Source organism: Priestia megaterium (genome assembly GCF_023824195.1).
Classification (GTDB): domain Bacteria; phylum Bacillota; class Bacilli; order Bacillales; family Bacillaceae_H; genus Priestia; species Priestia megaterium_D.
In genome coordinates, this window is sequence record NZ_CP085442.1 from 344,195 (window position 1) to 368,446 (window position 24,252).

Annotated in this window: 23 protein-coding genes and 1 riboswitch; of the genes, 14 read left to right on the plus strand and 9 right to left on the minus strand. The window is 37.9% G+C overall.

Annotation, left to right across the window (positions count from 1 at the left end; translation table 11 throughout):
* The first annotated feature begins 49 nt into the window (after positions 1 to 49).
* Entirely contained in the window at positions 50 to 1,687 is a 1,638-nt protein-coding gene (locus LIS78_RS01840) for a family 14 glycosylhydrolase (RefSeq protein ID WP_286676939.1), read from the plus strand.
* Positions 1,688 to 1,736: 49 nt separating this feature from the next.
* On the opposite strand, the gene msrA is transcribed toward LIS78_RS01840, so the two are convergent.
* Entirely contained in the window at positions 1,737 to 2,252 is a 516-nt protein-coding gene (msrA, locus tag LIS78_RS01845) for a peptide-methionine (S)-S-oxide reductase MsrA (protein ID WP_252284579.1), read from the minus strand.
* 368 nt (positions 2,253 to 2,620) lie between these two features.
* Between msrA and LIS78_RS01850 the strand changes: the two genes are divergently transcribed.
* Both LIS78_RS01850 and LIS78_RS01855 read left to right on the plus strand, forming a co-directional pair.
* Positions 2,621 to 3,958: a DUF8451 domain-containing protein gene (locus tag LIS78_RS01850; RefSeq protein WP_252284580.1), complete on the plus strand. Its 1,338-nt coding sequence runs from the start codon at positions 2,621 to 2,623 to the stop codon at positions 3,956 to 3,958.
* Positions 3,959 to 4,121: 163 nt separating this feature from the next.
* Positions 4,122 to 5,018 (plus strand): amidase, encoded by an 897-nt coding sequence (locus LIS78_RS01855; protein ID WP_252284581.1) that lies wholly within the window; start codon positions 4,122 to 4,124, stop codon positions 5,016 to 5,018.
* A 194-nt stretch (positions 5,019 to 5,212) separates the two neighbouring features.
* Here the strand turns inward: LIS78_RS01855 and LIS78_RS01860 are convergent, their stop codons facing one another.
* A complete protein-coding gene (locus tag LIS78_RS01860; protein WP_014461863.1) occupies positions 5,213 to 6,769 on the minus strand; it encodes an ABC-F family ATP-binding cassette domain-containing protein in 1,557 nt (518 codons plus the stop codon).
* A 264-nt stretch (positions 6,770 to 7,033) separates the two neighbouring features.
* Between LIS78_RS01860 and LIS78_RS01865 the strand changes: the two genes are divergently transcribed.
* Positions 7,034 to 7,966 carry a D-2-hydroxyacid dehydrogenase gene (locus LIS78_RS01865; protein ID WP_209150844.1) on the plus strand — a complete coding sequence of 311 codons (933 nt, stop codon included), beginning with the start codon at positions 7,034 to 7,036 and terminating at the stop codon, positions 7,964 to 7,966.
* A gap of 99 nt (positions 7,967 to 8,065) precedes the next feature.
* Positions 8,066 to 9,151, plus strand: a complete 1,086-nt coding sequence (locus tag LIS78_RS01870) for a nitric oxide synthase oxygenase (RefSeq protein WP_252284582.1) — start codon at positions 8,066 to 8,068, stop codon at positions 9,149 to 9,151.
* Positions 9,152 to 9,197: 46 nt separating this feature from the next.
* On the opposite strand, the gene LIS78_RS01875 is transcribed toward LIS78_RS01870, so the two are convergent.
* The gene (locus tag LIS78_RS01875) at positions 9,198 to 9,329 is read right to left on the minus strand and encodes a YflJ family protein (RefSeq protein ID WP_016762840.1); all 132 of its coding nucleotides are present in this window, start codon (positions 9,327 to 9,329) and stop codon (positions 9,198 to 9,200) included.
* A 172-nt stretch (positions 9,330 to 9,501) separates the two neighbouring features.
* Positions 9,502 to 9,951 carry an Rrf2 family transcriptional regulator gene (locus LIS78_RS01880; protein WP_028410145.1) on the minus strand — a complete coding sequence of 150 codons (450 nt, stop codon included), beginning with the start codon at positions 9,949 to 9,951 and terminating at the stop codon, positions 9,502 to 9,504.
* 216 nt (positions 9,952 to 10,167) lie between these two features.
* Here LIS78_RS01880 and hmpA point away from each other — a divergent pair, with 216 nt between their 5' ends.
* The 4 genes from hmpA to LIS78_RS01900 all read left to right on the plus strand — a co-directional run bounded on the left by hmpA (position 10,168) and on the right by LIS78_RS01900 (position 14,473).
* Complete coding sequence (gene hmpA, locus LIS78_RS01885) at positions 10,168 to 11,349, plus strand: NO-inducible flavohemoprotein (RefSeq protein ID WP_252284583.1); 1,182 nt, start codon at positions 10,168 to 10,170, stop codon at positions 11,347 to 11,349.
* Between the two features lie 72 nt (positions 11,350 to 11,421).
* Positions 11,422 to 12,711, plus strand: a complete 1,290-nt coding sequence (locus tag LIS78_RS01890; RefSeq protein ID WP_195781361.1) for a lysine N(6)-hydroxylase/L-ornithine N(5)-oxygenase family protein — start codon at positions 11,422 to 11,424, stop codon at positions 12,709 to 12,711.
* Between the two features lie 143 nt (positions 12,712 to 12,854).
* The gene (locus LIS78_RS01895; protein WP_013081517.1) at positions 12,855 to 13,367 is read left to right on the plus strand and encodes a type 1 glutamine amidotransferase domain-containing protein; all 513 of its coding nucleotides are present in this window, start codon (positions 12,855 to 12,857) and stop codon (positions 13,365 to 13,367) included.
* A 359-nt stretch (positions 13,368 to 13,726) separates the two neighbouring features.
* Positions 13,727 to 14,473 carry a CAP domain-containing protein gene (locus tag LIS78_RS01900; protein WP_252284584.1) on the plus strand — a complete coding sequence of 249 codons (747 nt, stop codon included), beginning with the start codon at positions 13,727 to 13,729 and terminating at the stop codon, positions 14,471 to 14,473.
* 238 nt (positions 14,474 to 14,711) lie between these two features.
* Here the strand turns inward: LIS78_RS01900 and ade are convergent, their stop codons facing one another.
* Both ade and LIS78_RS01910 read right to left on the minus strand, forming a co-directional pair.
* A complete protein-coding gene (ade, locus tag LIS78_RS01905; RefSeq protein ID WP_252284585.1) occupies positions 14,712 to 16,448 on the minus strand; it encodes an adenine deaminase in 1,737 nt (578 codons plus the stop codon).
* A gap of 83 nt (positions 16,449 to 16,531) precedes the next feature.
* Positions 16,532 to 16,633: riboswitch (purine riboswitch) on the minus strand.
* A 182-nt stretch (positions 16,634 to 16,815) separates the two neighbouring features.
* Positions 16,816 to 17,043, minus strand: coding sequence for a DUF1128 domain-containing protein (locus LIS78_RS01910; RefSeq protein ID WP_013055127.1), 228 nt, complete (start codon positions 17,041 to 17,043; stop codon positions 16,816 to 16,818).
* Between the two features lie 176 nt (positions 17,044 to 17,219).
* Between LIS78_RS01910 and LIS78_RS01915 the strand changes: the two genes are divergently transcribed.
* The 3 genes from LIS78_RS01915 to LIS78_RS01925 are packed head-to-tail and all read left to right on the plus strand — an operon-like array spanning position 17,220 to position 18,925.
* A complete protein-coding gene (locus LIS78_RS01915; protein ID WP_252284586.1) occupies positions 17,220 to 17,693 on the plus strand; it encodes a low molecular weight protein-tyrosine-phosphatase in 474 nt (157 codons plus the stop codon).
* A gap of 39 nt (positions 17,694 to 17,732) precedes the next feature.
* Positions 17,733 to 18,071, plus strand: coding sequence for a hypothetical protein (locus tag LIS78_RS01920; protein WP_098793638.1), 339 nt, complete (start codon positions 17,733 to 17,735; stop codon positions 18,069 to 18,071).
* Between the two features lie 14 nt (positions 18,072 to 18,085).
* Positions 18,086 to 18,925 (plus strand): YihY/virulence factor BrkB family protein, encoded by an 840-nt coding sequence (locus LIS78_RS01925; RefSeq protein ID WP_013081521.1) that lies wholly within the window; start codon positions 18,086 to 18,088, stop codon positions 18,923 to 18,925.
* 229 nt (positions 18,926 to 19,154) lie between these two features.
* On the opposite strand, the gene LIS78_RS01930 is transcribed toward LIS78_RS01925, so the two are convergent.
* Both LIS78_RS01930 and LIS78_RS01935 read right to left on the minus strand, forming a co-directional pair.
* Positions 19,155 to 21,074, minus strand: a complete 1,920-nt coding sequence (locus LIS78_RS01930) for a heavy metal translocating P-type ATPase (protein ID WP_033580743.1) — start codon at positions 21,072 to 21,074, stop codon at positions 19,155 to 19,157.
* Positions 21,075 to 21,298: 224 nt separating this feature from the next.
* A complete protein-coding gene (locus LIS78_RS01935) occupies positions 21,299 to 21,448 on the minus strand; it encodes a BH0509 family protein (RefSeq protein ID WP_013055132.1) in 150 nt (49 codons plus the stop codon).
* Between the two features lie 208 nt (positions 21,449 to 21,656).
* Between LIS78_RS01935 and LIS78_RS01940 the strand changes: the two genes are divergently transcribed.
* Together LIS78_RS01940 and LIS78_RS01945 are read left to right on the plus strand one after the other, a co-directional pair.
* Positions 21,657 to 21,974: an ArsR/SmtB family transcription factor gene (locus LIS78_RS01940; RefSeq protein ID WP_013081523.1), complete on the plus strand. Its 318-nt coding sequence runs from the start codon at positions 21,657 to 21,659 to the stop codon at positions 21,972 to 21,974.
* 15 nt (positions 21,975 to 21,989) lie between these two features.
* On the plus strand, positions 21,990 to 22,910 hold the full coding sequence (locus tag LIS78_RS01945) for a cation diffusion facilitator family transporter (RefSeq protein WP_252284587.1): 921 nt from the start codon (positions 21,990 to 21,992) through the stop codon (positions 22,908 to 22,910).
* 15 nt (positions 22,911 to 22,925) lie between these two features.
* On the opposite strand, the gene LIS78_RS01950 is transcribed toward LIS78_RS01945, so the two are convergent.
* Positions 22,926 to 24,110, minus strand: a complete 1,185-nt coding sequence (locus LIS78_RS01950) for an MFS transporter (RefSeq protein ID WP_252284588.1) — start codon at positions 24,108 to 24,110, stop codon at positions 22,926 to 22,928.
* Between the last annotated feature and the right edge of the window lie 142 nt (positions 24,111 to 24,252).

Genomic DNA, 24,252 nt, shown 5'->3' on the forward strand with positions numbered 1-24,252 from the left:
AAAATCCGCCGAATACCTATAGGTGATTTTGAAAAAATGGAGGGAAGATATGAAACAGCTATGTAAAAAAGGATTGGCTTTCGTTTTGATGTTCATTTTTGTTAACGTTTTCATTTTGAATCCAATTAACGGAGCGGCTGCCGTAGATGGAAAATCAATGAATTCAGGTTACAAAACCTATTTAATGGCGCCTTTAAAAAAGGTAACAGACTATACAACATGGGAAGCATTTGAGAACGATCTACGCAAAGCGAAACAAAATGGATTTTATGCAGTGACAGTAGACTTCTGGTGGGGAGATATGGAGAAAAACGGCGATCAGCAGTTCGATTTTTCCTATGCGCAGCGCTTTGCTCAAGCTGCTCGTAATGCAGGTATAAAGATCGTTCCTATTATTTCTACTCATCAGTGCGGAGGCAATGTAGGAGATGATTGTAACGTTCCGCTTCCATCTTGGGTATGGAACTTAAAAAGTGATGACAGCCTTTACTTTAAATCTGAAACGGGAACGATAAATAAAGAAACGCTAAGCCCGCTTGCAACAGACGTTATTTCTAAGCAATACGGTGAGCTCTACACGGCATTTGCGCAAGCGTTAGCACCTTATAAAGACGTGGTTGCTAAAATCTATTTATCAGGAGGCCCTGCAGGTGAAATTCGTTATCCGTCCTATACAGCAGCAGACGGAACCGGCTATCCGTCTAGAGGGAAATTTCAAGTGTATACGAACTTCGCCAAAAGCAAGTTTCAATCATATGCTTTGACTAAATACGGTTCACTCGCCGGCGTTAATCAAGCGTGGGGAACCAATTTAACGTCTGCATCGCAAATTTTACCGCCATCAGATGGCTATCAGTTCTTAAAAGATGGTTATTCAACAGCTTATGGAAAAGATTTCTTAGCATGGTATCAAGGAGCTTTGGAAGATCACACAAAACGTATTGGACAGTTAGCTCATCAGGCTTTTGCTTCCACCTTTAACGTACCAATCGGTGCAAAAGTGGCGGGAATCCACTGGCAGTACAATAATCCGACTATTCCTCATGCTGCAGAAAAACCAGCTGGATACAATGATTACAATGCGCTTTTGGATGCATTTAAAACAGCTAAATTAGATATCACCTTTACATGCTTAGAAATGACGGACAGCGGAAATTATCCGGAATATTCTATGCCAAAGATGCTTGTACGCCAAGTAGCAGGTATTGCGAATACAAAAGGAGTTGTTTTAAATGGGGAAAATGCTTTAACTATAGGCAGTGAAGATCAATATAAAAAAGCAGCTGAAATGGCCTTTAACTATAATTTTGCAGGATTTACTTTGCTTCGTTTCTACGATGTTATTAACAATGATACGCTTATGGGGCAATTTAAAAATACGTTGGGCGTTACACCACTTGTGCAAACGGTTGTAGTAAAAAATGCGCCAACTGCATTAGGAGAAACGGTTTATATTGTTGGAGACAGAGCTGAGCTAGGTCAGTGGGATACGTCCATTTATCCAATTAAATTAACATATAATTCATCTACAGCTGATTGGAGAGGCACCGTCTATTTTCCTGCGAGTCAAAATGTTCAATTTAAAGCAATTGTGAAGAGAGCTGATGGATCGTTAAAAGCATGGCAGCCTGCGCAGCAATATTGGAGCGTGCCGTCAACAACAACGACTTATACAGATAATTGGTAAAATAAAGCCGCATAGCAAACGCTATGCGGCTTTATTTTGAACACAAGAATTATTTCCAGTTCGCTTGAATAAATTCATCTCGACCAGACTTAGCGCGGTCTTCTTTATAATGCTTTGGATTTTTCTTGTGAAAATCTTGGTGATACTCTTCGGCTTCATAAAACGTAGAGGCAGGAAGAATGCTTGTCACGATTGGTTTTTTAAAACGTCCACTTTCTGCGACCTCTATCTTCGTCTCTTCAGCTGCTTGTTTTTGGTTGTTGTTATGGTAAAAAATTGCTGTTCGATATTGCGAGCCGCGATCTTGGAATTGACCTCCGTCATCTGTTGGATCAATTTGTGGCCAATAAAGATCTAATAAACGTTTATAGGGAAACACTTCAGGGTCAAATGTGATTTGAACCACTTCGTAGTAACCGCTTGTTCCAGATTTTACTTGCTCATAAGTAGGGTTATCCACAGTTCCCCCCATATATCCTGATACAATGCCGTGAATACCTTCTAGCTCTTCAAAAGGTGTAACCATACACCAGAAACATCCACCTGCAAATGTAGCTTTTTCCATACGTAATCCCTCACTTAATCCGTTGTTATGAAGGGTATTATAACAAATTTATATTGAAACAGCTAGAAAAGGGTTTGTAGTCTGTGTAAAAGCTGTGGATATTTATCTTTATCCACAGCTTTTACACAATAAACTCGACTGTTTTGAAGATTGAAAAATGAAGGAGAGAATAAAGAAAAAATGATAGAATAGATAAGATGTATATATCGATTTAGAAGAAATTGCACAACAGAAGTACAATCTACGGACTGGACTTTGGGGTGCTGATGGTATCTAGATAGATAAAGTTAGTACGTTAGTAACAAGAGTTAAGAAACAGCATATTCGCGCTGTTAAATAAATATACAAAGATAATAGGAGAGTTGAATATGTTACAAGATAATCTCATCCTAGAGCACTATGGATTAAACGAGTTAAATTTTGATACGATCAAAAGCTACCGGGATCGGTTTGCTGAAGTAAAACCAGCTCATCCTTGGAATGCGCTTGAAACAAAGGAGTTTTTATACAAAGTAGGAGCTTGGGGAAAGGTTAGAGATACCCATAAAGAAGGAGTCACACTCGCAGGCCTGCTTTTATTCAGTGAAGAACGGATTATCACAGAAGTTTTACCACAATACTTTTTAGAATACCGGGAAAGTAAAGGAAATGAAGAATGGACAGAGCGCTTTACCTCTCAAGACGGGACGTGGTCAGGAAATATTTTTGATTTTTATTTCCATATCCATGAAATTGTTCGTAATAGCGAACCCCAGCCGTCAATCGCTTCCTCTTTAACAGAAGTTTTGATTAATATGCTTATTCATGCAGATTATAATGGCGAGGGCGGCGTTATTTTAGAAAAGCAACCTTCTCATTACGTTTTTTCTAATCCAGGTCTTTTGTTAGTACCTACAGATTCAGTTTTTAGCAATACCGTTAGTCAGCTTCGAAACCCAAATATCGTTAAGCTATTCAGTTTACTAGGGCTATGTGAACGTTCGGGCTCTGGTTTGAAAAAAGTAAAGCAAAATTGGAGCTTGCATCATTATAAAACGCCGGCTATTGATCAAGATGTTTCTATGCATCGTACAGTGGTCATGTTATCTCTGTCCACTCAAGAAAGACAGGTAAGTTCTTCTGAAAAAGACACTTACAATACGTCCATAACCGGTTTGGGAAATAATTTTAAAGATGTCGAAAAATATCAAAATACACCTGAAAACGATGTCGAAATTGACTCCTATAATAAAAAAAGAAACTCCTATAATAAATATTCAATAGAGGAGTTAAAGTCATACAATAACGATGTTAACTCCTATAATAAGGAAGATAACTACTGTAATAGCGAGATTAACTTATATAATAACGATGTTAACTCCTATAATAATAATTATAACTCCTATAATAAGGAACAAGAAGAGGATTCTTCTAATTCGGTGAATGTGGAGGATATTGATACGAAGCTATGGGATATTGCAGCGCTGGCTCGTGAAAAAAAACGGCTTTCGCCTAATCAGATGGAACATATTATTCTTGAGTTATGCAAAGAAAAACCGCTCATGCTTAAAGAGTTTGCTTATTTACTAGAAAGAACGCCGGATGGAGTACGTAATAATTATTTAACAAAGCTATTACGAAAAGGACAATTACAGTTGAAATATCCAAATCAGCCAAACCATCCAAAACAGGCATATTTATTTAATAAGAAAGATATAGAGAAATAAATCAAGCAACCGATAGAACATATAGAGATTAAGCTGCAAAAAATTGATAAGGAGGAGTTTGCTAAAAGCTACAGATTTAAGGGGGAAATTCACCATAAAGTTGTGCCAAGCTGTCAGACTCTCTTTATATGAGTTCTGGCTCGTATAAAGGAGGAAAAAGAGTGTGAAAAGCAAGTGCGTTCTTATTTTTCTGGTGGTTGTATGGCTGTTTAATATCGGGAAAGGAATAGGATGTGGATCAAAGGTGAATGCAGAGATGAATATACCGCTGTCTACGTGGGTGTGGGATACAAAAAAATGGATGTTGAATCAAGAAGCTATCCTCGAAAAGCTTCAAGAAAAAAAGGTGACAAAGGTTTATTTACAAATTGATACTCACCTTTCATTCTCCGTATATAAGCATTTTATTGAACAAGCGCAAGTCCAGGGGATAAGTGTTTACGCACTTGACGGCGCTCCTTATTGGATAGGCACTTCCGGTGTAGAAAAACAAGACGCATTTTTTAATTGGATAACAGCTTACCAAGCAGAAGCGGAAGAACAACAGCAATTTTCAGGGGTTCATTTGGATGTAGAGCCTTATTTGTATAAAAGTTGGGAAAATAATCGAGCGAAAAGTATTCTGCAGTATCAATATGTCATTTCTCAAGCCGCTGTACAGTCTCATCAGTTACACTTGCCGCTTGCTGTAGATATACCGTTTTGGTTTGACGAAGTTCCATTCAAAAATAGCAACGGTTCTGGTTCGCTGGGGCGGTGGGTTATTCAATACGCTGATGAAGTCACAATTATGGCGTACCGAAACCACGCAGATAAAGAAAACGGCATTGCTGAAATAACAGAAAATGAACGCAAGTGGGGACGTGTGCTATCCACTCCGATTGAAATAGGGGTAGAAACGATGGCCTCAGATGAAGGAGAATACATTTCTTTTTCTGCTAAAGGAGAAGAAAAGATGATGCAAGAGCTGGGTATGTTGCTTACGAAGTGTCAAGCTGAAAATCCTCCAAGCAGTATAGCTGTTCATCATTTTGATAGCTGGCTACAGATGAAGCCATGACAACGAAAAGACCGCTGCATCGCTGTAGCGGCCTTTTTGGGTTTAGGGAGTATAGATACAATATAGCCATTTTATTAAAGGACTATATATAAAAAAAGTAACCATTTAAAAAATGGCTACTCACACAAAGGGGGGGAACTTAATCTTATCATTCCCACTTTTTCTAAAAGATATGCCTCTTTTAACCTGTTTTTTTAAAATAATTTAGTCGTCCAAGATTCGCAGTTCCACACGTCTGTGACAACATCTTGATAAAATTCAGGTTCGTGACAGATAATTAAGATACTTCCTTTGTATTCTTTTAAAGCTCGTTTTAATTCATCTTTCGCATCTACATCTAAGTGGTTTGTAGGCTCATCGAGTACAAGAATGTTGGTTTCATTGTTAATCAGCTTACATAGACGAACTTTTGCTTTTTCTCCACCGCTTAGAACTTCTACTTTACTTTCAATGTGTTTTGTTGTTAAGCCGCATTTAGCTAGAGCTGCACGAATCTCATATTGGGTAAAGTGAGGAAACTCATTCCATACTTCTTCAATACACGTATTGTAATTAGCCGTTTTGATTTCTTGTTCAAAATAGCCAATATGCTGGTAATCTCCTTTTTCTACAGAGCCTGAAATCGGTTTGATTTCTCCTAAAATACTTTTTAAAAGAGTTGTTTTCCCGATTCCATTTGCTCCTACAAGGGCAATCTTTTGACCTCGCTCCATTTTTAAATTCAGTGGCTTAGAAAGTGGCTCTTCGTATCCAATGACTAAATCAGATGTTTCAAAAATTAATTTGCTTGAAGTACGAGCACTCTTAAAGTTAAACTCTGGTTTTGGACGCTCTTGAGCTAGTTCAATTACTTCCATTTTATCGAGCTTTTTTTGACGGGACATGGCCATATTTCGTGTCGACACACGGGCTTTGTTTCTCGCTACGAAATCTTTTAAATCTGCCATTTCTTGCTGTTGTTTTTTATAAGCTGCTTCAAGCTGCTGTTTTTTCATCTCATATACTTTCATAAAATCGTCGTAGTCTCCTACATAGCGATTTAACTCTTGGTTTTCCATATGATAAATTAAATTGATCACGCTATTTAAAAATGGAAGATCGTGAGAAATTAAAATAAAGGCATTTTCATATTCTTGCAAGTAGCGTCGTAGCCACTCAATATGCTGTTCATCCAAGTAGTTTGTAGGCTCATCAAGTAGGAGAATTTCTGGTTTTTCAAGCAGCAGTTTGGCTAATAATACTTTCGTACGCTGTCCGCCGCTTAAATCCTGTACATCGCGATCTAAGCCGATATCTTCTAATCCTAATCCGCGTGCAATTTCTTCGACTTTTGCATCGATAACGTAAAAGTCATTGTTTGTTAAGAGGTCTTGAAGCGTACCGACTTCTTCTAATAGTTTTTCGAGTTCTTCTGGTGATACATCCGCCATTTTCTCATAGAGGCCATTCATTTGAGCTTCTAAATCAAATAGGTATTGAAAAGCACTTTTTAGTACATCACGAATAGAAAGACCGCGCTCTAACGCCGTGTGCTGATCTAAATAGCCGACGCGCACTTTTTTAGACCATTCTACTTTTCCAGCATCCGGTTCTAGCTTGCCTGTAATGATGTTCATAAATGTTGATTTACCTTCGCCGTTTGCTCCAATTAAGCCGACGTGTTCACCTTTTAACAATCGAAATGATACATCGTTAAAAATCGCACGGTCACCAAAACCATGGCTTAGATTTTTTACGTTTAATACACTCATGCTGACACACCTTTTCTTTTAAAATATCTATCGTATATTTCGTTATAAACAAATTGATTCATAACGATTATAGCGAACTTATATACATAAATCCATATGAGTTTTCCAGCCTTGAAAGTCATATAAAATTCACTCGCGTCTTTCTTTCACTTCATTCATACTATATATATCAATGTAGAAAATCCGGCATGACGAAGGAACGGCCATACCGAATTATTCAAATAGAGTATATTGAAAAAGAATAAAAAGACAGGGGGAGAAGAAATGAACATTCATACGATACTAGTGGCAGGAAGAATGCATAAAGAGCTGCAGGAGATAATCAACCAAAAGCAGCTGTCTCAGACGTTTCGATTTATGGAAGAGCAAGACGTTACAATTGAAGATTTAAACTGGGCTGACGCGCTTTTATCCTTCGGTCCAACGAATTGCTTTGAAGATCATAGCTTTAAATGGATTCATTCTCTCGGCGCAGGAGTCGATCGGTTCTTTGAAAGTGGTAATTGGAAAAAGAGTGTGATGTTAACACGTACGGTTTGTTCATTCGGTCAGCGAATCAGTGAATATTGTCTTAGCTATATGCTAGCTGAACTTCAGCACCACGCACAGTTTCAGCATCAGCAAAAACAAAAGCAGTGGAAAGTGGTAGAGCCTAAGCAGCTTTCTACTCAAACGGTCATAATTTATGGAACAGGTGAAATCGGCGGTCGTCTTGCAGCCGTTTTAAAATCTTTTGGTGTACGAGTACTTGGTGTATCTAAAAGTGGAAATGAAAAGCCGTTATTTGATCAAGTGGTCTCGATTTCGAAGGAAAAAGAATTGCTAAAAGAAGCCGATTGGATTATTAGTACAATGCCGCTAACACATGAAACAAAAAGCTACTTTGATCAAAAATGGATGAATTTAGTTGAAAATGCATACTTTATAAATGTTGGACGAGGAGCAACTGTAAATGAAGATGCGTTAGTAGGAGCCATTCAACAAAAGCGTATTCGAAAAGCATACATAGACGTGTTTGAACATGAACCGTTAACGAAAGAATCTTTTTGGTGGAATCATTCACATATCATCATAACACCTCATATTTCAGCGTTGACTACGCCTGAAGAAGCCGTCGAGTGCTTTGTTGAAACGCTGCAAAAAGTTGAGCAAGGCGAATTGCCTTCTAACTTGGTTAATATTGAAAGAGGCTATTAAAGCATTATGATGCGCGTTTCCGCTATGAGAATGGTATACTGAAACTTGCTTTTCTTGAACGAAAAGAATGAAATCTGTTCTTCTAGGGGGGAACAAACGTTGAAGCAAGAAGAATTATTTGAACAAGCACGTGTATTTATAGAAACATGTTACGCTGAACTTGAAAAAAGCGAAGCGGACAAAAACAAGCGGTTAAAAGAAATTCATCAGCAAATTATGTCACTCGGACATTATGATCATACATTTGAAGAGTTAGAGCACGGAGCTCGTATGGCTTGGAGAAACAGCAATAAATGTATCGGACGGCTATTTTGGCACTCGCTCAATGTATTTGATAAGCGAGGGGTAAGCACAGTTGAAGAGGTAAGAGACGCCCTTTTCCACCATATTGAATATGCAACAAATGACGGGAAAATCCGGCCTACTATTACGGTGTTTAAACCGAAAATGAAAGCAAAAGAGCCGGTTAGAATATGGAATCATCAGCTAATCCGCTATGCTGGATATGAGACGGAATATGGTATGGTAGGAGATCCTGATTCTGTTGCGTTCACGGAAGTTTGCCGAAATTTGGGGTGGGAAGGTAAGAAAACGCATTTTGATATCCTTCCTCTTGTCCTGCAAGTTAATGAAGAGTCGCCTCGATATTTTGAGATTCCAAAACATTTAGTGAAAGAAGTAGCTATTACGCATCCAGAACTTCCTGAATTTGAAGACTTACAGTTAAAATGGTACGCTGTCCCGATGATTTCAGATATGAAGCTAGAAATTGGAGGGATTGATTACGTCGCAGCACCGTTTAATGGATGGTACATGGGGACTGAGATTGGGGCGCGAAATTTAGCGGATGCGTATCGCTATAATCAACTTCCAAAAATAGCTTCTATGATGGGATTGAACATGGATTACAACGCGACGCTTTGGAAGGACAAAGCTCTTGTTGAATTAAACGTTGCAGTGCTTTCTTCTTTTAAACGAGAAGGCGTTAGCATCGTAGACCATCACACCGCTGCTCAGCAATTTCACTTGTTTGAAGAAAGAGAGCAAAAAAATGGCCGGGAAGTGACTGGGAACTGGACGTGGTTGATTCCACCGGTTTCGCCAGCGACCACGCATATTTTTCATAAGCCTTATAAAAATAAAGTATTATCACCAAATTATTTTTATCAAGACGCTGCTTATTAAAGAACAAAAAAGAGAGTACGCATTTGTACTCTCTTATTACATGTTATTAATTTTTGTGTTTATCAAGCAAGTTAGCAAGTACATATGTTTTGTACTTTTCCACTTTGCGGCCTTCGTGGTTGCGAACTCCTCGTTTTTTAAGTTCCTCAACATACCAGCCTTTGCTTCCTACGTGCATACTCAAACACCCTTTCGTCATTTTTTTAGGATGAACAGAATGAGGTTCATTGTCTGCTCGAATGGAGACATCTTGTCTTTCCAATACGTGCCTCATTGTAACATCTTTTATTTTATGATGAAAGGGAAAAGGGTGAAAAAACGAAAATGATTTCAGGTGAAATTTAGTTTCTTCATTCCTCGTTTTTTTGAGATAGAAGGAGGAGGTTTAATTCATCTTTATTTTGGATTAAATCTTCCAATGTATATTGATCTAACACCTTAATAAAAGCTTGCATAGCTTCATGCAAAACACTTTTTAACTTACAGACGGGGCTAATAATGCAGAAGTTTCCTTCACGGTCAAAACATTCAACGATATGAAAATCTTCTTCTGTTTGACGTACCACTTTGCCAATATTAATGTCTTTTGGCAGCTGAGCTAAACGAATACCGCCGTTTCGTCCTCGTATCGTTTCGATTAAGCCAAGTTTTCCAAGCTCGTGAATGATTTTCATAAGATGGTTTTTAGAAATATTATACGCTTCAGCAATTTCTTTTATATTGCTTAGTTTATTATTATCGCGAACGCCTAAATATAATAAAACTCGCAGTGAGTAATCTGTATATTGTGTGAGCCTCATCTCTTTACCTCTTCTCTTACCAGCAGCTTATATATCTATAATAGCATGTCTATATCTAAGAAATACAGAAAGAATGCTTTCATTTTTGAAGTAGCGAATTTGTGAACATTTCTTTAAATATGTATATAAAATATATCTTTTTAAGTCGGATATGAGTATTATAAAGATGTATTAAAAATATATCTTTTAAAAATGAATCTTTCGGAGGCGAAAGTTATGAAACAAACAACTATTTCTATTGTAAAAAGTACAGTTCCTGTTTTAGAAAAGCATGGTCAAGCAATCACAACTCGTTTTTATGAAATGCTTTTTGAACAGTATCCTTCTTTAAAAAATGTATTCAACCAAACAAATCAAAAAACAGGACGTCAGCAAATGGCGTTAGCTAATACAGTTTATGCCGCTGCACAGTACATCGATCAGCTTGAAACGCTGCTTCCAGTTGTGAAGCAAATCGCCCATAAACATCGCAGTATCGGCGTGAAAGCAGAGCACTATCCAATTGTCGGCGAGTTCTTATTAAAGGCAATTAAAGATGTTTTAAAAGAAGCTGCGACAGATGAGATTATGGAAGCTTGGAAAGAAGCTTACGGTGCCATTGCGGACGTATTCATAAGTGTTGAGCAAAAATTATATGAAGAAGCCGAAGAAAAAGGATGGAAAGATTATAAAAAACTAATGGTTCATAAAAAAGTAAAAGAAGCAGAAGACGTGTACTCGTTTTATTTAGTATCACCTGATCAAAAAGCGCTGCCTGCTTTTCTGCCAGGTCAGTATGTGAGTGTACGAATTCCTGGTGACGAGTATTTATCCATTCGTCAGTACAGCTTATCTGGCTATCCAAGTCAACCATACTATAAAATTACGGTGAAAAAAGAAAAGCAAATGGAAGACGGGGTCGTGTCAACTTATTTACATGACCAATTGAAAGAAGGAGACTTGCTTGAAGTCAGCGTTCCAGCAGGAGATTTTGTCTTAAAAGAAAATAGTAAATCAGTATTTATCAGCGGAGGTGTAGGAATTACTCCAATGATGTCAATGCTTCATCAAGCATTGGAAAACAATCAAGAAGTAACATTTATTCACAGTGCTAAAAATGAGCAGTTTCATGCAATGAAACGAGAGCTTCAATCGTTGTCAGAGAAATATACGTTTGAACAACACGTTTTCTATAGTCAAGCGCAAACAGATCAGCATGATGAACATATAACGTATGGTCGCTTAACTAAAAAAGAGCTAGCTAAATACGCCGGCGATAAACAGGCATATTATTATGTCTGTGGATCTTCTTCATTTACGCAAATGGTGTTAGAAGGCCTAGCTGAAATGGGTATTTCTCAAGAAAATATCATGTATGAATCGTTTGGCCCGAAAATGAGTATGACTCCTTCCGCATAAATGTATGGAAAAAGGGTAAAAAGCTAACAGTAGACAATACTGTTAGCTTTTTTTATGAAAGGGAGTTTAAAGATGACAAATAAGCAGTATGACATGGTGGGAATAGGAATAGGACCTTTTAATTTAGGCTTAGCGGCCCTTGCTGAGCCTCTTGATGAAATTGATGCTGTCTTCTTTGATAAAGAAGCGAAATTTGAATGGCATCCGGGAATGTTAATTGACGGCACGGACTTGCAGATTCCGTTTCTAGCAGACTTAGTTACATTTGCGGATCCAACAAGCCCCTATTCTTTTCTAAATTATATTCACAAGCAAAAACGCTTGTATCCGTTCTTTTTCTTTAATCGTTTTGACATTCCGCGTCAAGAATACAACGAGTACGCAAAATGGGTAGCGGAGCAGCTATCTTCCTGCCACTTTTCTTCAAAAGTTGTAGACGTGATACCGAAAAATGAAGAAGAGTATTATGAAGTAAAGGTAGAAACACCTGAGGGAATTCAAACAGTAAATGCTAAACACGTTGTAATGGGAACAGGAAGCATTCCACTTGTGCCTCCGGCTTTTGAAGAAAAGCTCAATGAGCATATTTTACACAGCAGCGGCTATTTACATAAAAAAGAAGAGATTCAAAAAGGAAAGCATGTAACGATCGTTGGTTCAGGGCAAAGTGCTGCAGAGATTTTTCTTGATTTACTAGAAGAACAGACTGAACATCATTACCACCTTACATGGTTTACAAGATCCTCTAATTTTTTTCAGCTTGATCAATCCAAGCTTGCTCAAGAGTTATTTTCGCCAAACTATGTAGATTACTTTCATTCGCTGCCTTTTGAGGAACGTACAAGTACGGTGGAAGATTTAAATCCTTTACGTCACGGAATTGAATCTTCTACCTTAACGAAAATCTATGATTTACTTTATCATCGTTCACTTAAAGGAAAAGTACCCGTTACGATTCAAGCTTCGACTGAAGTAAGTGATATTCATAAAAAAGGAAATGGATATGAGCTGGAGTGCAAACAATTAAAGGCTGAACGCTCTTTTCAATACGAAGCGGATCGTTTGATATTGTCCACGGGCTATAAGCCAAAAATTTCGCCGTTCATCGAACGAATAAAAGATGATATTGAATGGGAAGATGACAAGCGTTTCAAAGTTACAAAAGATTACCGGCTTGTCTTTAAACAACCCCGTAACCACCACTTTTTTACTTTAACCAATATCGAACATTCACATGGATCTGGCGCAACAAATCTTGGTTTATCCGTTCAGCGCAATCAGCGTATTCTGAACGTGATTGCAGGGAGAGATGTGTACCCAGTTCCAGAAGAGACGACGTTTCAGACATTTAATTTGTTTTGAATTTCTGCTTTATAAAAATCTTCAATGTGTTTTTTGATTATTGTAGAAAAGTTTTTTACTCATAAAGCATGTTTAAAAGAATAGTGTACGGGTATTTTATTTATAGAACATTAGTACACAAATCAATTAAGGAGTTGCTTAGAATGAGTAAGAAAATTGCAGTATTAGTAACAGATTTATTTGAAGATGTGGAATATACAGATCCAGCCAAAGCCTTTGAAGAAGAAGGCCATACGCTAACAAAAATCGATGTTAAAACAGGTGAAGTAACAGGTAAACAAGGCGAAACAACATTAACAATTGATAAAGCAATTGCGGATGTAAAGCCAGAAGATTTTGACGCATTGTTTTTACCGGGAGGTTTCTCACCAGATATCTTGCGTGCGGACGATCAAGTCGTAGCTTTCACAAAATCATTTATGGATGAAGGCAAACCGGTTATGGCTATTTGTCACGGACCACAGCTGCTAATCAATGCTGAAACATTAAAAGGACGTGACGTAACTGGTTTCAAATCAATTGCTATTGATTTGAAAAATGCAGGCGCAAACTTCCATGATAAAGAAGTGGTGGTATGCGGTAATCAACTAGTTACAAGCCGTACACCAGACGATATGGAAGCATTCGTACGTGAATCAGTAAATGTCTTAAAATAAGTAAATAATATTAGTAAAACTTTCTGTAAAAGGCGATAACAGGGTGGTTTACCACTGTGCTGTCGCCTTTTTTGTATGTAACGATTTTGACGAGGAATTTACAGTTATATTACTGCATTGGATGAAGCGGTTTCTAAAATAATATGAAAACCTTTTACTATCAATAGATAGAAGCCACGTAATACAATAGAAATATTTTTTACATAAATGAAAGTATAATTTTGGTAGCTTAAAAGACGTTGCGAGTTTCATAGTTTTCATGCAACAATGAGGGTGCATCACGAGATTGGCTTGCTACAAGCTTAGATGCGTTGCGGTTTTACAAAAAAACTTTATTAACACATAGGAGGATTTCAAACATGAAGAAAAGGTTTCGTATTGCCACTGTCGCAGGTGCCGTATCATTAGGATTACTAACAGCAGGACAAGCAAATGCAGCAGCTCCTGATTGCAACACTCCAAAACAAATTACCATTAAAGATGCTCAAGCAGCACAAAATATAAATGTAGATGAGCTATTAAAGAAATTTAACGCTCAAGGACAATCTGCTCAAGCAGCAGCTCCGCAGCAAGAAACACAAGCACCAGAGCAAGCTGAAGCAGCTCCACAGGAACAAGCACAAGCACCAAAGCAAAGTGAAGAAGCAAAAGCTCCAGAGCAAACACAGCAAAACACAAAAGCTCAACAATCAGAAAATACTGATAAAGCAGAACAAACAAAAGATGCTAGTCAATTCGAACAAAAGGTCGTAGATTTAGTGAACCAAGAGCGTGAAAAACAAGGTTTAAAACCTCTAACACTTAACAAAAAATTAAGTGACGTTGCACGCACTAAATCAAAAGATATGATGGACAAAGGGTATTTTGACCATAATTCACCAACATATGGTTCACCATTTGATATGATGAAACAATTCGGCATTGAATATACAACTGCAGGTGAAAACATTGCAAAAGGTCAGCAATCACCTGAAGATGTAATGAATGCTTGGATGAATAGTGACGGTCACCGCAAAAACATTCTAAACCCTGATTTCACTGAAATTGGTGTTGGATACGTAAAAGGTGATACTACGTACTGGACTCAACAATTTATCGGTAAGTGATACAAAAAGAGCAGGATATACCTGCTCTTTTTTGCGTTTTTAGCTGTCCAATTTGGGTATAGTAAAGTAAGAACACGTAAAGGAGTGCCTTAAATTGGGACGTATATTTAAAAAAATTCTAGTCGCTGTTTTTCCTATCCTTTTAAAAGAAGGATATCGTCATTATAAAAATCGTAAAACTCGAACTGCGCCGTCTAAAGGGTATAAATAAAAAGGACTCGAAAGAGTCCTTTTTGTTTTATGCTTGAACGGTGATATGCTTGAATTCTTTTACATTAAATAATCCTTTGTCGGTTAATTTTAGACATGGGATAACAGGCAAGCTTAAGAAAGATAATGTCAGCAGCGGGTTGAATTTCTGTGAAATATCAAGCTCATGAAGAGCCCCGTGAAGCTGCTTAAGTAAGCTGTTTACTTCATTGTAAGGGTGAGGTGACATTAATCCTCCGATGGAAAGAGGAAGGGAGCCAATCACTTCATTGCCTTTTACAATAACAATACCTCCGCCGATTTCTTCAATTGCCGCAATTGCTTTTGCTAAATCTTCATCATTTGTTCCTACGGCTACGATATTATGTGAATCGTGAGCAATCGTGGTAGCAATCGCTCCGTCTTTTAACTGAAAACCTTTTACAATCCCAAGACCAATATTCCCTGTTAGATGATGACGCTCAACAACAGCCATTTTCAGCTGATCGTTTTCTACAGAAGACTGAAATTCGTTTTGCTTCACTTGAACTTCTTCTACAATATGATTTGTAAGCAGGCTGTTTGGATTAATTTCAATAATATTAGCGCGATTATGCTGAAGTGGTATCGTAAGTTTTTTAATGGAAAACTCTTTCAGATGAACAGAATTCATTAGTTCTGTTGGAAGATCAATTTGTTCTTCTTGAACAGAAAGCATCTCTCCATTTTCAGCAATAAGCTCTCCGTTTTGATAGACATGTGCTGCAGATATATCGGTTAAGTCGTCTAATAGAATAAAATCAGCTTTGTAACCAGGAGCAACCGCACCTCTATCTTTTAACCCGTAGCATTCAGCGGCATTTAATGAAGCCATTTGAATCGCAATTAACGGATCCAGCCCGAGTTCAATAGCAAAACGAACATTGTAATCAATAGAACCTTCCGTTAATAAATCATCTAGGTGTTTGTCATCGGTACAGAATAAAAATCTGCGCGCGTTACGTTCATTTACAGCAGGTAATAATTGTTTCAAATCTTTAGCGACAGAACCTTGGCGGATCAGAACATACATCCCGCGCTGAATACGTTCAATTGCTTCTTCTGCTGTTACGCATTCATGATCTGTTGAAATGTTAGCGGTACGATAAATATTAACGCCCGTAGCATCTAGCCCTGAGCCGTGCCCATCAATTACGCCGTTTGCATCGTTAGCTGCTTGTAATTTATCGAGCATATCGTCATCTCCATCTCGCACAGCAGGGAAATCCATCACTTCTGCTAATCCAAGCACGCGAGGGTGAGAGAAAAATGGCGCTAAGTCAGCTGCTTTTAAGACGGCTCCAGAGCTTTCAAAAGGAGTTGCTGGCACGCTTGAAGGTAAATTCACAAATACGTCTAAAGGAATGGAATCCGAGTTTTGAAGCATAAACTCAATGCCAGATTTCCCTGAAACATTCGCAATTTCATGAGGGTCCGTTACGACAGTTGTGACGCCTCTAGGTACAAGAAGTTTTGAGAACTCTTTAGGTGTAACCATTGATGATTCAATGTGAACGTGTCCATCAATGAACGTAGGAGAAATGTATTTTCCTTTTGCATCAACGACGTTATTCCCATCGTATTGACCTATTCCAACAATCACTCCATCAGCAATCGCAATATCGGCTTCAATGATGGAAAGCGTAAAGACATCGATAATTTTCCCGTTTTTCACTACAAGATCTGCAGGTATTTTTTTATTGGCAACAGCAAGCTGTTTTCTTAAGGTTGTTTTTGTATTTGACATGAATGTGACTCCTCTCATTGTATAACTGAATAACAATGAAGGACTATGTAAGGGAGAACATAAAGAAGAATAAAAATGCAGTATGAATGATGTTCAACCCTCGTAGTCCAACTATTTACGGTAGTTCGGTAGAAACTCTTGGACCCTATTTCCAAGACTATACGAGCTTTAGGTATTTCGATACATTCTATAGACAAATAATAAAAACGTCAATTCCTAATGAAAAAGAAAGATTTTTGGGAATATTTCATCTATGCGTATGTAAACGATTTAACTCTTATTTGCTCGCTAAAAGGTGCAGCATTCATGTATAGAAAAAAATGTAGAAAAAACCGTCAATGGCTATTAGTCATTGACGGAGTTGTCATTAAGCTTGTTTACGCAGTGTACCTAATTCTTCCGCGATCGCTTGCATTTCACTTGGGCTAAAAGAATCTTTTCTCATTACCATATCGTATAAGTACTTTAAGTCTTCATACATTTCTTCGTCAAAAGCTTCAGCTTTAATTGCTCCGATATTTAGCATGCGCAGTTTTTCACTAATGCTATCGACCATATGTTTAATATTCTCTGGAGATTTTACTGATAAATCCACTTTGTTCATCCTTCCAGTTGCGTTTTTTTTATTGTAACATGTTTTTATCGTGTGAACACTTTTATGTCAGGTTCTTATCCACAGAAGAGTGGAAACGATATAAATAAAAGAAAACTATTTTTTAGTTTAAAAATGATTGTATATAATGTTTGTAATAAGGGAAAGGAGTCGAGACTATGATTAACGTATTATTCGTTTGTTTGGGAAATATTTGTCGTTCACCCATGGCAGAAGCGGTCTTTAAAGATATGGTGAAGAAAAAAGGGCTAGAAGGACAAATTTACGTAGATTCTGCAGGCACAGGAGGCTGGCACAAAGGAAATCCTCCTCATGAAGGGACGCAATCTATTTTAACGAAAAACAACATTGATTTTAAAGGGCAAACAGCAAGACAAGTGATTCAAGAGGATGTAGCTAAATTCCATTATATTATTGGAATGGATGTCGAAAATGTAGGAAATCTGAGAAGGATGGCTGGACATACTAAAACAGGTTATATTGCAAGGCTTTTGGATTTTGTGCCCGATTTACATATTGAAGATGTGCCTGATCCTTATTTCACGGGAAATTTTGACGAAGTATATGACTTAGTTCAAGAAGGATGCAAGGCTCTTTTAGACGAAATTATAGAGAAGCATTTCTCGGAATAAGCAATACTTAAAAAATAAAAAACGGAGGAGAAACGACAAATGGGTAAACGAAATAAGCTAGTAGAAGGTATTGTCATTGGAGCAATTATAGGAGGAGCTGTTTCTTTATTTGATAAAGAAACAAGAAGCTCTGTCATTCAAGGAAGTAAAAAACTGAAAGCCAAAACAACAACTCTTATTCAGCACCCTGAACTTGTAACGGATACTGTCAAAGAGAAATATGAAACCATCCGTACGACCATCGAGCAAGTTTCTGAAGATGTATCATTTGTAGCAGGAAAAGTAGAAAAGTTAAAAGAAACAACGCCTCAGGTGATGGAAATTGTAAACGATACAAAAGAAGCATTTGTGGAGAAGTATGGTGATGAACAAAAATAAATAAGGAGGCACATATGGCTGGAATGTACATAAATAACATCGTAAGGTTTGGCAAAGAACTGATGGGCCGCATTCATCGAGATGAGCTGCCCAGTTTATCAGCTGAATTGGCTTATTATTTGCTGCTCTCGCTATTTCCTTTTTTAATTTTCTTAATTACGCTGATTGGATTTTTGCCATTGGAATCAACAGACCTGCTTGATTTGGTCGAAAATGTAGCGCCACAGCAAACGCTGCACATGATTGAAAGCAACGTTTCCCATATCATTGGTTCTCATAATGAAAAGCTATTGTCCTTTGGTATCATTGCCACGATGTGGTCTGCTTCAAATGGAATTAATGCGATCGTAAGAGCATTTAACCGAGCGTATCACGTACAAGAAAATCGGCCTTTTTTAGTGGCGAGAGGTATGGCAGTTCTCCTTACTTTTGCGATGATATTTGTCATTATTGTAGCGCTTTTACTTCCTGTTTTCGGTCATATGATTGGACTTTATTTATCGTCTACGTTTGGATTTTCAGAAACTTTTCTCGCTTTATGGTCTGCTTCCCGTTGGATTATCAGCGGTCTCATTTTGTTTACTGTTTTTACGGGGTTATATTACTTTGCTCCTAATAAAAAGCTGCTGATTCGAAATGTTGTAAAAGGAGCAGCTTTTGCTACGGTCGGCTGGACAGTGGTATCAATGCTATTTGCGTATTACGTAAATCATTTCAATAACTATACAGCTACATATGGAAGCTTGGGCGGAATTATTATCCTGCTTATTTGGCTGTATCTATCGGGCATGATTATCGTTATTGGAGGAGAAATTAACGCGATTTTCTACGACCGTCGAGTCAAATCTTCATAGTCACAAATTGGGATGAAATCATTCGCAAGATATGAGCATACTAACAAAATGAAAGGGAGGTTTTACATCATGACAAAGCATACAAAAAAAGACGGAAGCAATACAAAGCAAAATAAAAAGAGCCAGCCGAAGCATAAAACAAGCAACAGCCAAAATGGACAAAACGGTTACCATTAAGGCATCGATTTCCATAATAAAAAGCCTAACAAATACGTTAGGCTTTTTTGCGTTAAGATTTTAGCAAGCGAAGGCCGTTTAAGATAACTAAAATGGTGCTGCCTTCGTGACCTATAACACCAAATGGCATATCAAGCACTTGGAAAAAATTCGAACAAATTAATAAAAAGATGACGGCAATAGAAAAAATAACGTTTTGCTTCACAATTGAGTTCATTCGTCTGGAAAGAGCTACTGCATCCGAAATTTTTGATAGATCATTTTTCATTAAAACGATATCCGCTGTTTCAAGTGCCACATCCGTTCCTTCTCCCATGGCTACTCCAACGTTAGCAGTAGCAAGAGCAGGTGCATCGTTAATGCCATCTCCCACCATTGAAACGGTAGGGAATTTTTCTTTTAACGCTTTAATTTTATCTACTTTAGCTTCCGGCAAACATTCTGCAATGTATTCATCGACGGCACATTCTTTTGAAATGGCTTCGGCTGTTTTTTCGCTGTCTCCTGTAATCATGACGGTATGAATACCCTGCTCTTTAAGAGATTTAACAGCGTCTACAGCTTCTGTTCGTACAACGTCTTTTAGCGCAAGCAATCCCACAATACCATGCTGGTCTTTTGCGTACACAATCGTTTTTCCTTCACTGGCAAGCGTAGATGAAATCCCATTTTCAAATTCAGCTGCATCTTCTTTACCTACAAAATCTGCTTTTCCTATCTTCCATGTATCTCCTTGAAGAGACCCAATGACACCATATCCGGGAACGTCTTCAAGTGAATCTGGCTGAACGAGCGTCAATTCCTGCTTGTTTTTCACAAAGTCAACAATGGATTGAGCAAGCGGATGATTGGACTGACGTTCAATTGATGCTATTTTAATAAGAAATTCCTGCTCGTTCATATCAGAACGTACAATGACATTTGTCACTTCTGGCTTCCCTTTTGTTAACGTTCCTGTTTTGTCAAAAGCAATTGCGCTTAAATGGCTTAATCTTTCCAAATGCACGCCGCCTTTGAACAAAATTCCTTTTTTTGCTCCGTTTGAAATAGCAGACAGCGAAGCAGGGGTGATAGATGCAACCAGGGCGCAAGGAGACGCTACAACTAAGAGAATCATTGCACGGTAAAATGTCTCGGTCCAGCTCCATCCAAGCACATAGTGTGGGAGAAATAGCATAACTGCCACAACCGATAGAACAATTTTTACGTATGTGCCTTCAAATCGTTCAATAAACAATTGAGAAGGAGACTTTTCACTTTGAGCCGTTTGAACAAGTTGAATGATCTTTTGAAACAGCGTCTCAGCACTTGGCTTTGTCATTTTAATGGTAATGGCGCCTTTCACATTCACCGTGCCCGCGAATACTTCATCATCGAGCTGTTTTAGTACAGGAACAGATTCCCCCGTAATAGCAGCCTGATCAATCGTTGTTTGACCAGAGACAACAATACCATCGGATGGCACTCGTTCACCCGGCTTAACTAGCAGCAAGTCTCCGATTTGTAAATCCGAAATGGATACAATTTCTTCTTGATCTCCAATCAGACGCGTTGCTTCTTGCGGCTGTAAATTCATCAAGGCGCTAATTTCTCGGTTGCTTTTATTCATGGTGTACGTTTCTAACGCACCGCTTAATGCAAAAATGAAAATAAGCATAGCACCTTCTGTCCAGTAGCCAATTACAGCCGCTCCAATGGCTGCAATAATCATTAACATTTCGACATTCAATTCTTTATTTTCAATCGTTTCTTCAATGCCTTCTTTTGCTTTAGCAAATCCGCCTATCACGTAAGCTAATACAAAGAGCGTAATAGATACAGCAGTATCCTGCTGTTTTGACAGCAGCCAGCCAGCTAAAATCAGCACGCCGCTTAACAGTGCAGCAATGAGTTCACCATGTGTTTTCAATACGTTGACAGCAGAAGATGTTTGAGGCGTTTGTTCTTGTTTTTTAGGTAACGCATTTTCCATACAAATCCTCCTTGAACGATAATTGAGAAGAATAATCACAATCATTACCCCTAAAAAAGCACGAAAGCTGCCATCTCAGCGATAGCAGCACATTTTTTCAGTTCTTCTCTTTTAAATTGGGATATTTAGTATAGTATAGCACGGAACAAGCAAGGAGGTAACGACTAACGCTTAAAAAATAAAAACAGAATGCAGCTGGACGTCTGCATTCTGTAAAAAACGTACTACATATCTAAATGCTCTTCATAATATTTATAAGCGGAAGTGTAAATGTGCTCGATATCGGCATCCGTCATGTACATTAAGGTTTCACGGTCAATCCCCTTCATTGTTTCAATAAATGTAATCATGTTTTTACGTTCTTGTCTGCTCATTTATTATTCTCCTCTCCATCTGTTTTAATACAGTTTATTATATTTAATTGTATTATATAACAGAAAAAGTATTTTGTGTGGATTTTTTTTAAAAATAGGCAAAAAAATTTAGAAAGACGTAAATAATTGACTATATAGAAAAAAGTGTTTTATAATTTATATATGAACATATGCTCATATACTTTCATATAATGAACGGAGAGATGTTATGAAAAAAGATGAACATTCGTTTTTATCGCCTCAAACAGTAGAAGAAGCGTCAAGAATACTAAAAGCTATTTCAGATCCTACGAGAATGAAAATTCTTTATTTACTATTTCAAGAAGAGTGTTCAGTCGGTCATATGGTTGAAGTGCTTGGTGTTTCACAGTCAGCTATTTCACATCAGTTAACTCACTTGCGTCATTTACGTTTAGTAAAATATCGCCGTGAAGGGAATACGTATTTCTATACGTATGATGATGAACACGTAGTTGGAATTTTGCATCAAGTGATTCAGCACGTAGAATGCGCACATAACGAATAAAAGGAGGGGCTTTGCATGAGTCATGATCATCATCACCATGGTCACCACCATCATTTTGATACACAGCGTGAAGGTAACAAAAAAGGCCTGCTCATTGCACTAATTATCACAGCAGGTATTATGGTTCTTGAGTTTGTTGGTGGACTTCTTACAAATAGCTTAGCGTTATTATCTGATAGCGGACATATGCTGTCTGATACAACCTCACTTGCTCTTAGCCTCGTAGCGATATGGTTTGCTAACCGAGCTGCATCGGCTAAAAAAACGTACGGTTATTATCGGTTTGAAATATTAGCGGCTCTTTTTAACGGAGTGGCCCTGTTTATAATAGCAGGATTCATCATATATGAAGCCTATCAGCGCGTATTAGAGCCGCAGTCTGTAGCAAGCGGCAGCATGATGGTGATTGCTGCTGTTGGTTTACTTGCTAATTTAATCAGCGCATGGTCACTTATGAGACAAGGCGATGTAAAAGGAAATGTAAATTTACGCAGCGCTTACTTACATGTATTAGGAGACGCTTTAGGGTCAATTGGAGCTATTGTAGCGGGACTTCTTATGATGCTGTTTGGATGGTATATTGCTGATCCTATTATTTCTGTAGTTGTGTCAGTATTAATTTTAAAAAGTGCTTGGGGCGTGCTTGCTCACAGCGTTCATATTTTAATGGAAGGCTCTCCTGAAGGAGTGGATCACAGTGAAATAAAAAAACTTCTTGAAAACATTGAAGGAGTTAAAGATGTGCATGATTTACACATTTGGACGATCACTTCAGGGCTAGACTCATTGAGTTGTCATATGCGCGTAGAAGATGGAAAAGATTGTCAGTGGATTTTGCAAAAAGCTATCGATTTAGTTCACGATCACTGCGGCATTGAGCATACGACGATTCAAATTGAAAAGTCAGCTCTTCAGCACGGGACGCTAAAAGTTTAAAAAACAAGCGAGAACTTATAAGTTCTCGCTTGTTTTTTGCTGCATAGGAATTTTTTGTCCGAACATAAAAAGAACGATAAAAATAAGGCCAAGCATTCCGCTAATAATATTAAAAAAGCTGACATGGTGAAAGAACTGAATAAAAGTACCGCCAATGTAAGGGCCGGCAAGGCTTCCGATACTAAAAGCAATACCGCATAGTAAATTGCCTGTAGGCAGTAAACGAGTAGGGATTAAATCTGTCATATAGCTAATTCCTAAACTAAACGTAGAACCTACAACCATGCCTGCTATAAATAAACAAGCTACTAATGGAATAGCGGTTTCTTCTAATAAACTTGCTGTAAAAAACGTCACGGCTCCAATTGATAAAATCCATCCTAATACTAACTTCCGTCCGAATTTATCGCTCAGTATCCCAAGAGGAAGCTGAAATACAATAGCTCCAACTGCAAAGGAAGTCAGCAGCAGTGAAATAAACTCTACTTGCAAACCAATTCGTAAACCATATACAGGAAAGCTTCCGTTCAGTGATGATTCTAAAAAACCATATCCAAAAGGCGGCAAAAAAGCAATCCAAGCATATTTAGCCGCTTTAGAAAATCGCTTAGCCGTTTCTTTTAATGAATTAACCTCAATTTCTTGTAGGGGGAATTCATTTTTTATCAAAAATAAAAATACCCACGTTATGAGGCATAGAGCTGAAGAAATCATAAAAGGAAGTGCTTGGCTAATTTCAATTAACGGCGTCATTAAAGGACCAACAGCAAAACCAATACCAAAAAACAGCCCGTACAATGAAATGTTTCGACCTCGTTTATCAGCAGGGGAAGATGATGTAATCCACGTTTGAGTTCCAAAGTGCAGCGCGTGATCTCCTATTCCAATAAATAAACGGAGCACAAACCAAAAAACAACAGATTTCCACAGGGGAAACAAAGCTAAAGATACAATAACTAAAAGTCCGCCTGCTGCGATAATTGGTTTATATCCGTATCTGCGAAGCGGCCCTTCCATAAAAGGAGAAATAAATAAAATGCCTAGGTACAATCCAGTTGCGTTTAATCCATTTATAGTAGAAGAAAGACCGTCTTTCTCAAAAATAATAGCAATTAAAGGCAGCAGCATACCTTGGCTGAATCCAGAAATGGCGACAAGGCTAACTAAAATCCAGAAACGTTGTTGATGAGTAGCACTCATAGCATTCAACCTCTTTTTATCTATATTTTGTCAATCCAACTGTTTAATCGTACAAGGAAAACGCTTTATTGACAAGGATGTAGACGTGCTGTGCTGTTAATTTGACATCTTTTTATAAGGGAAGTAGAATAAAACATGTAAA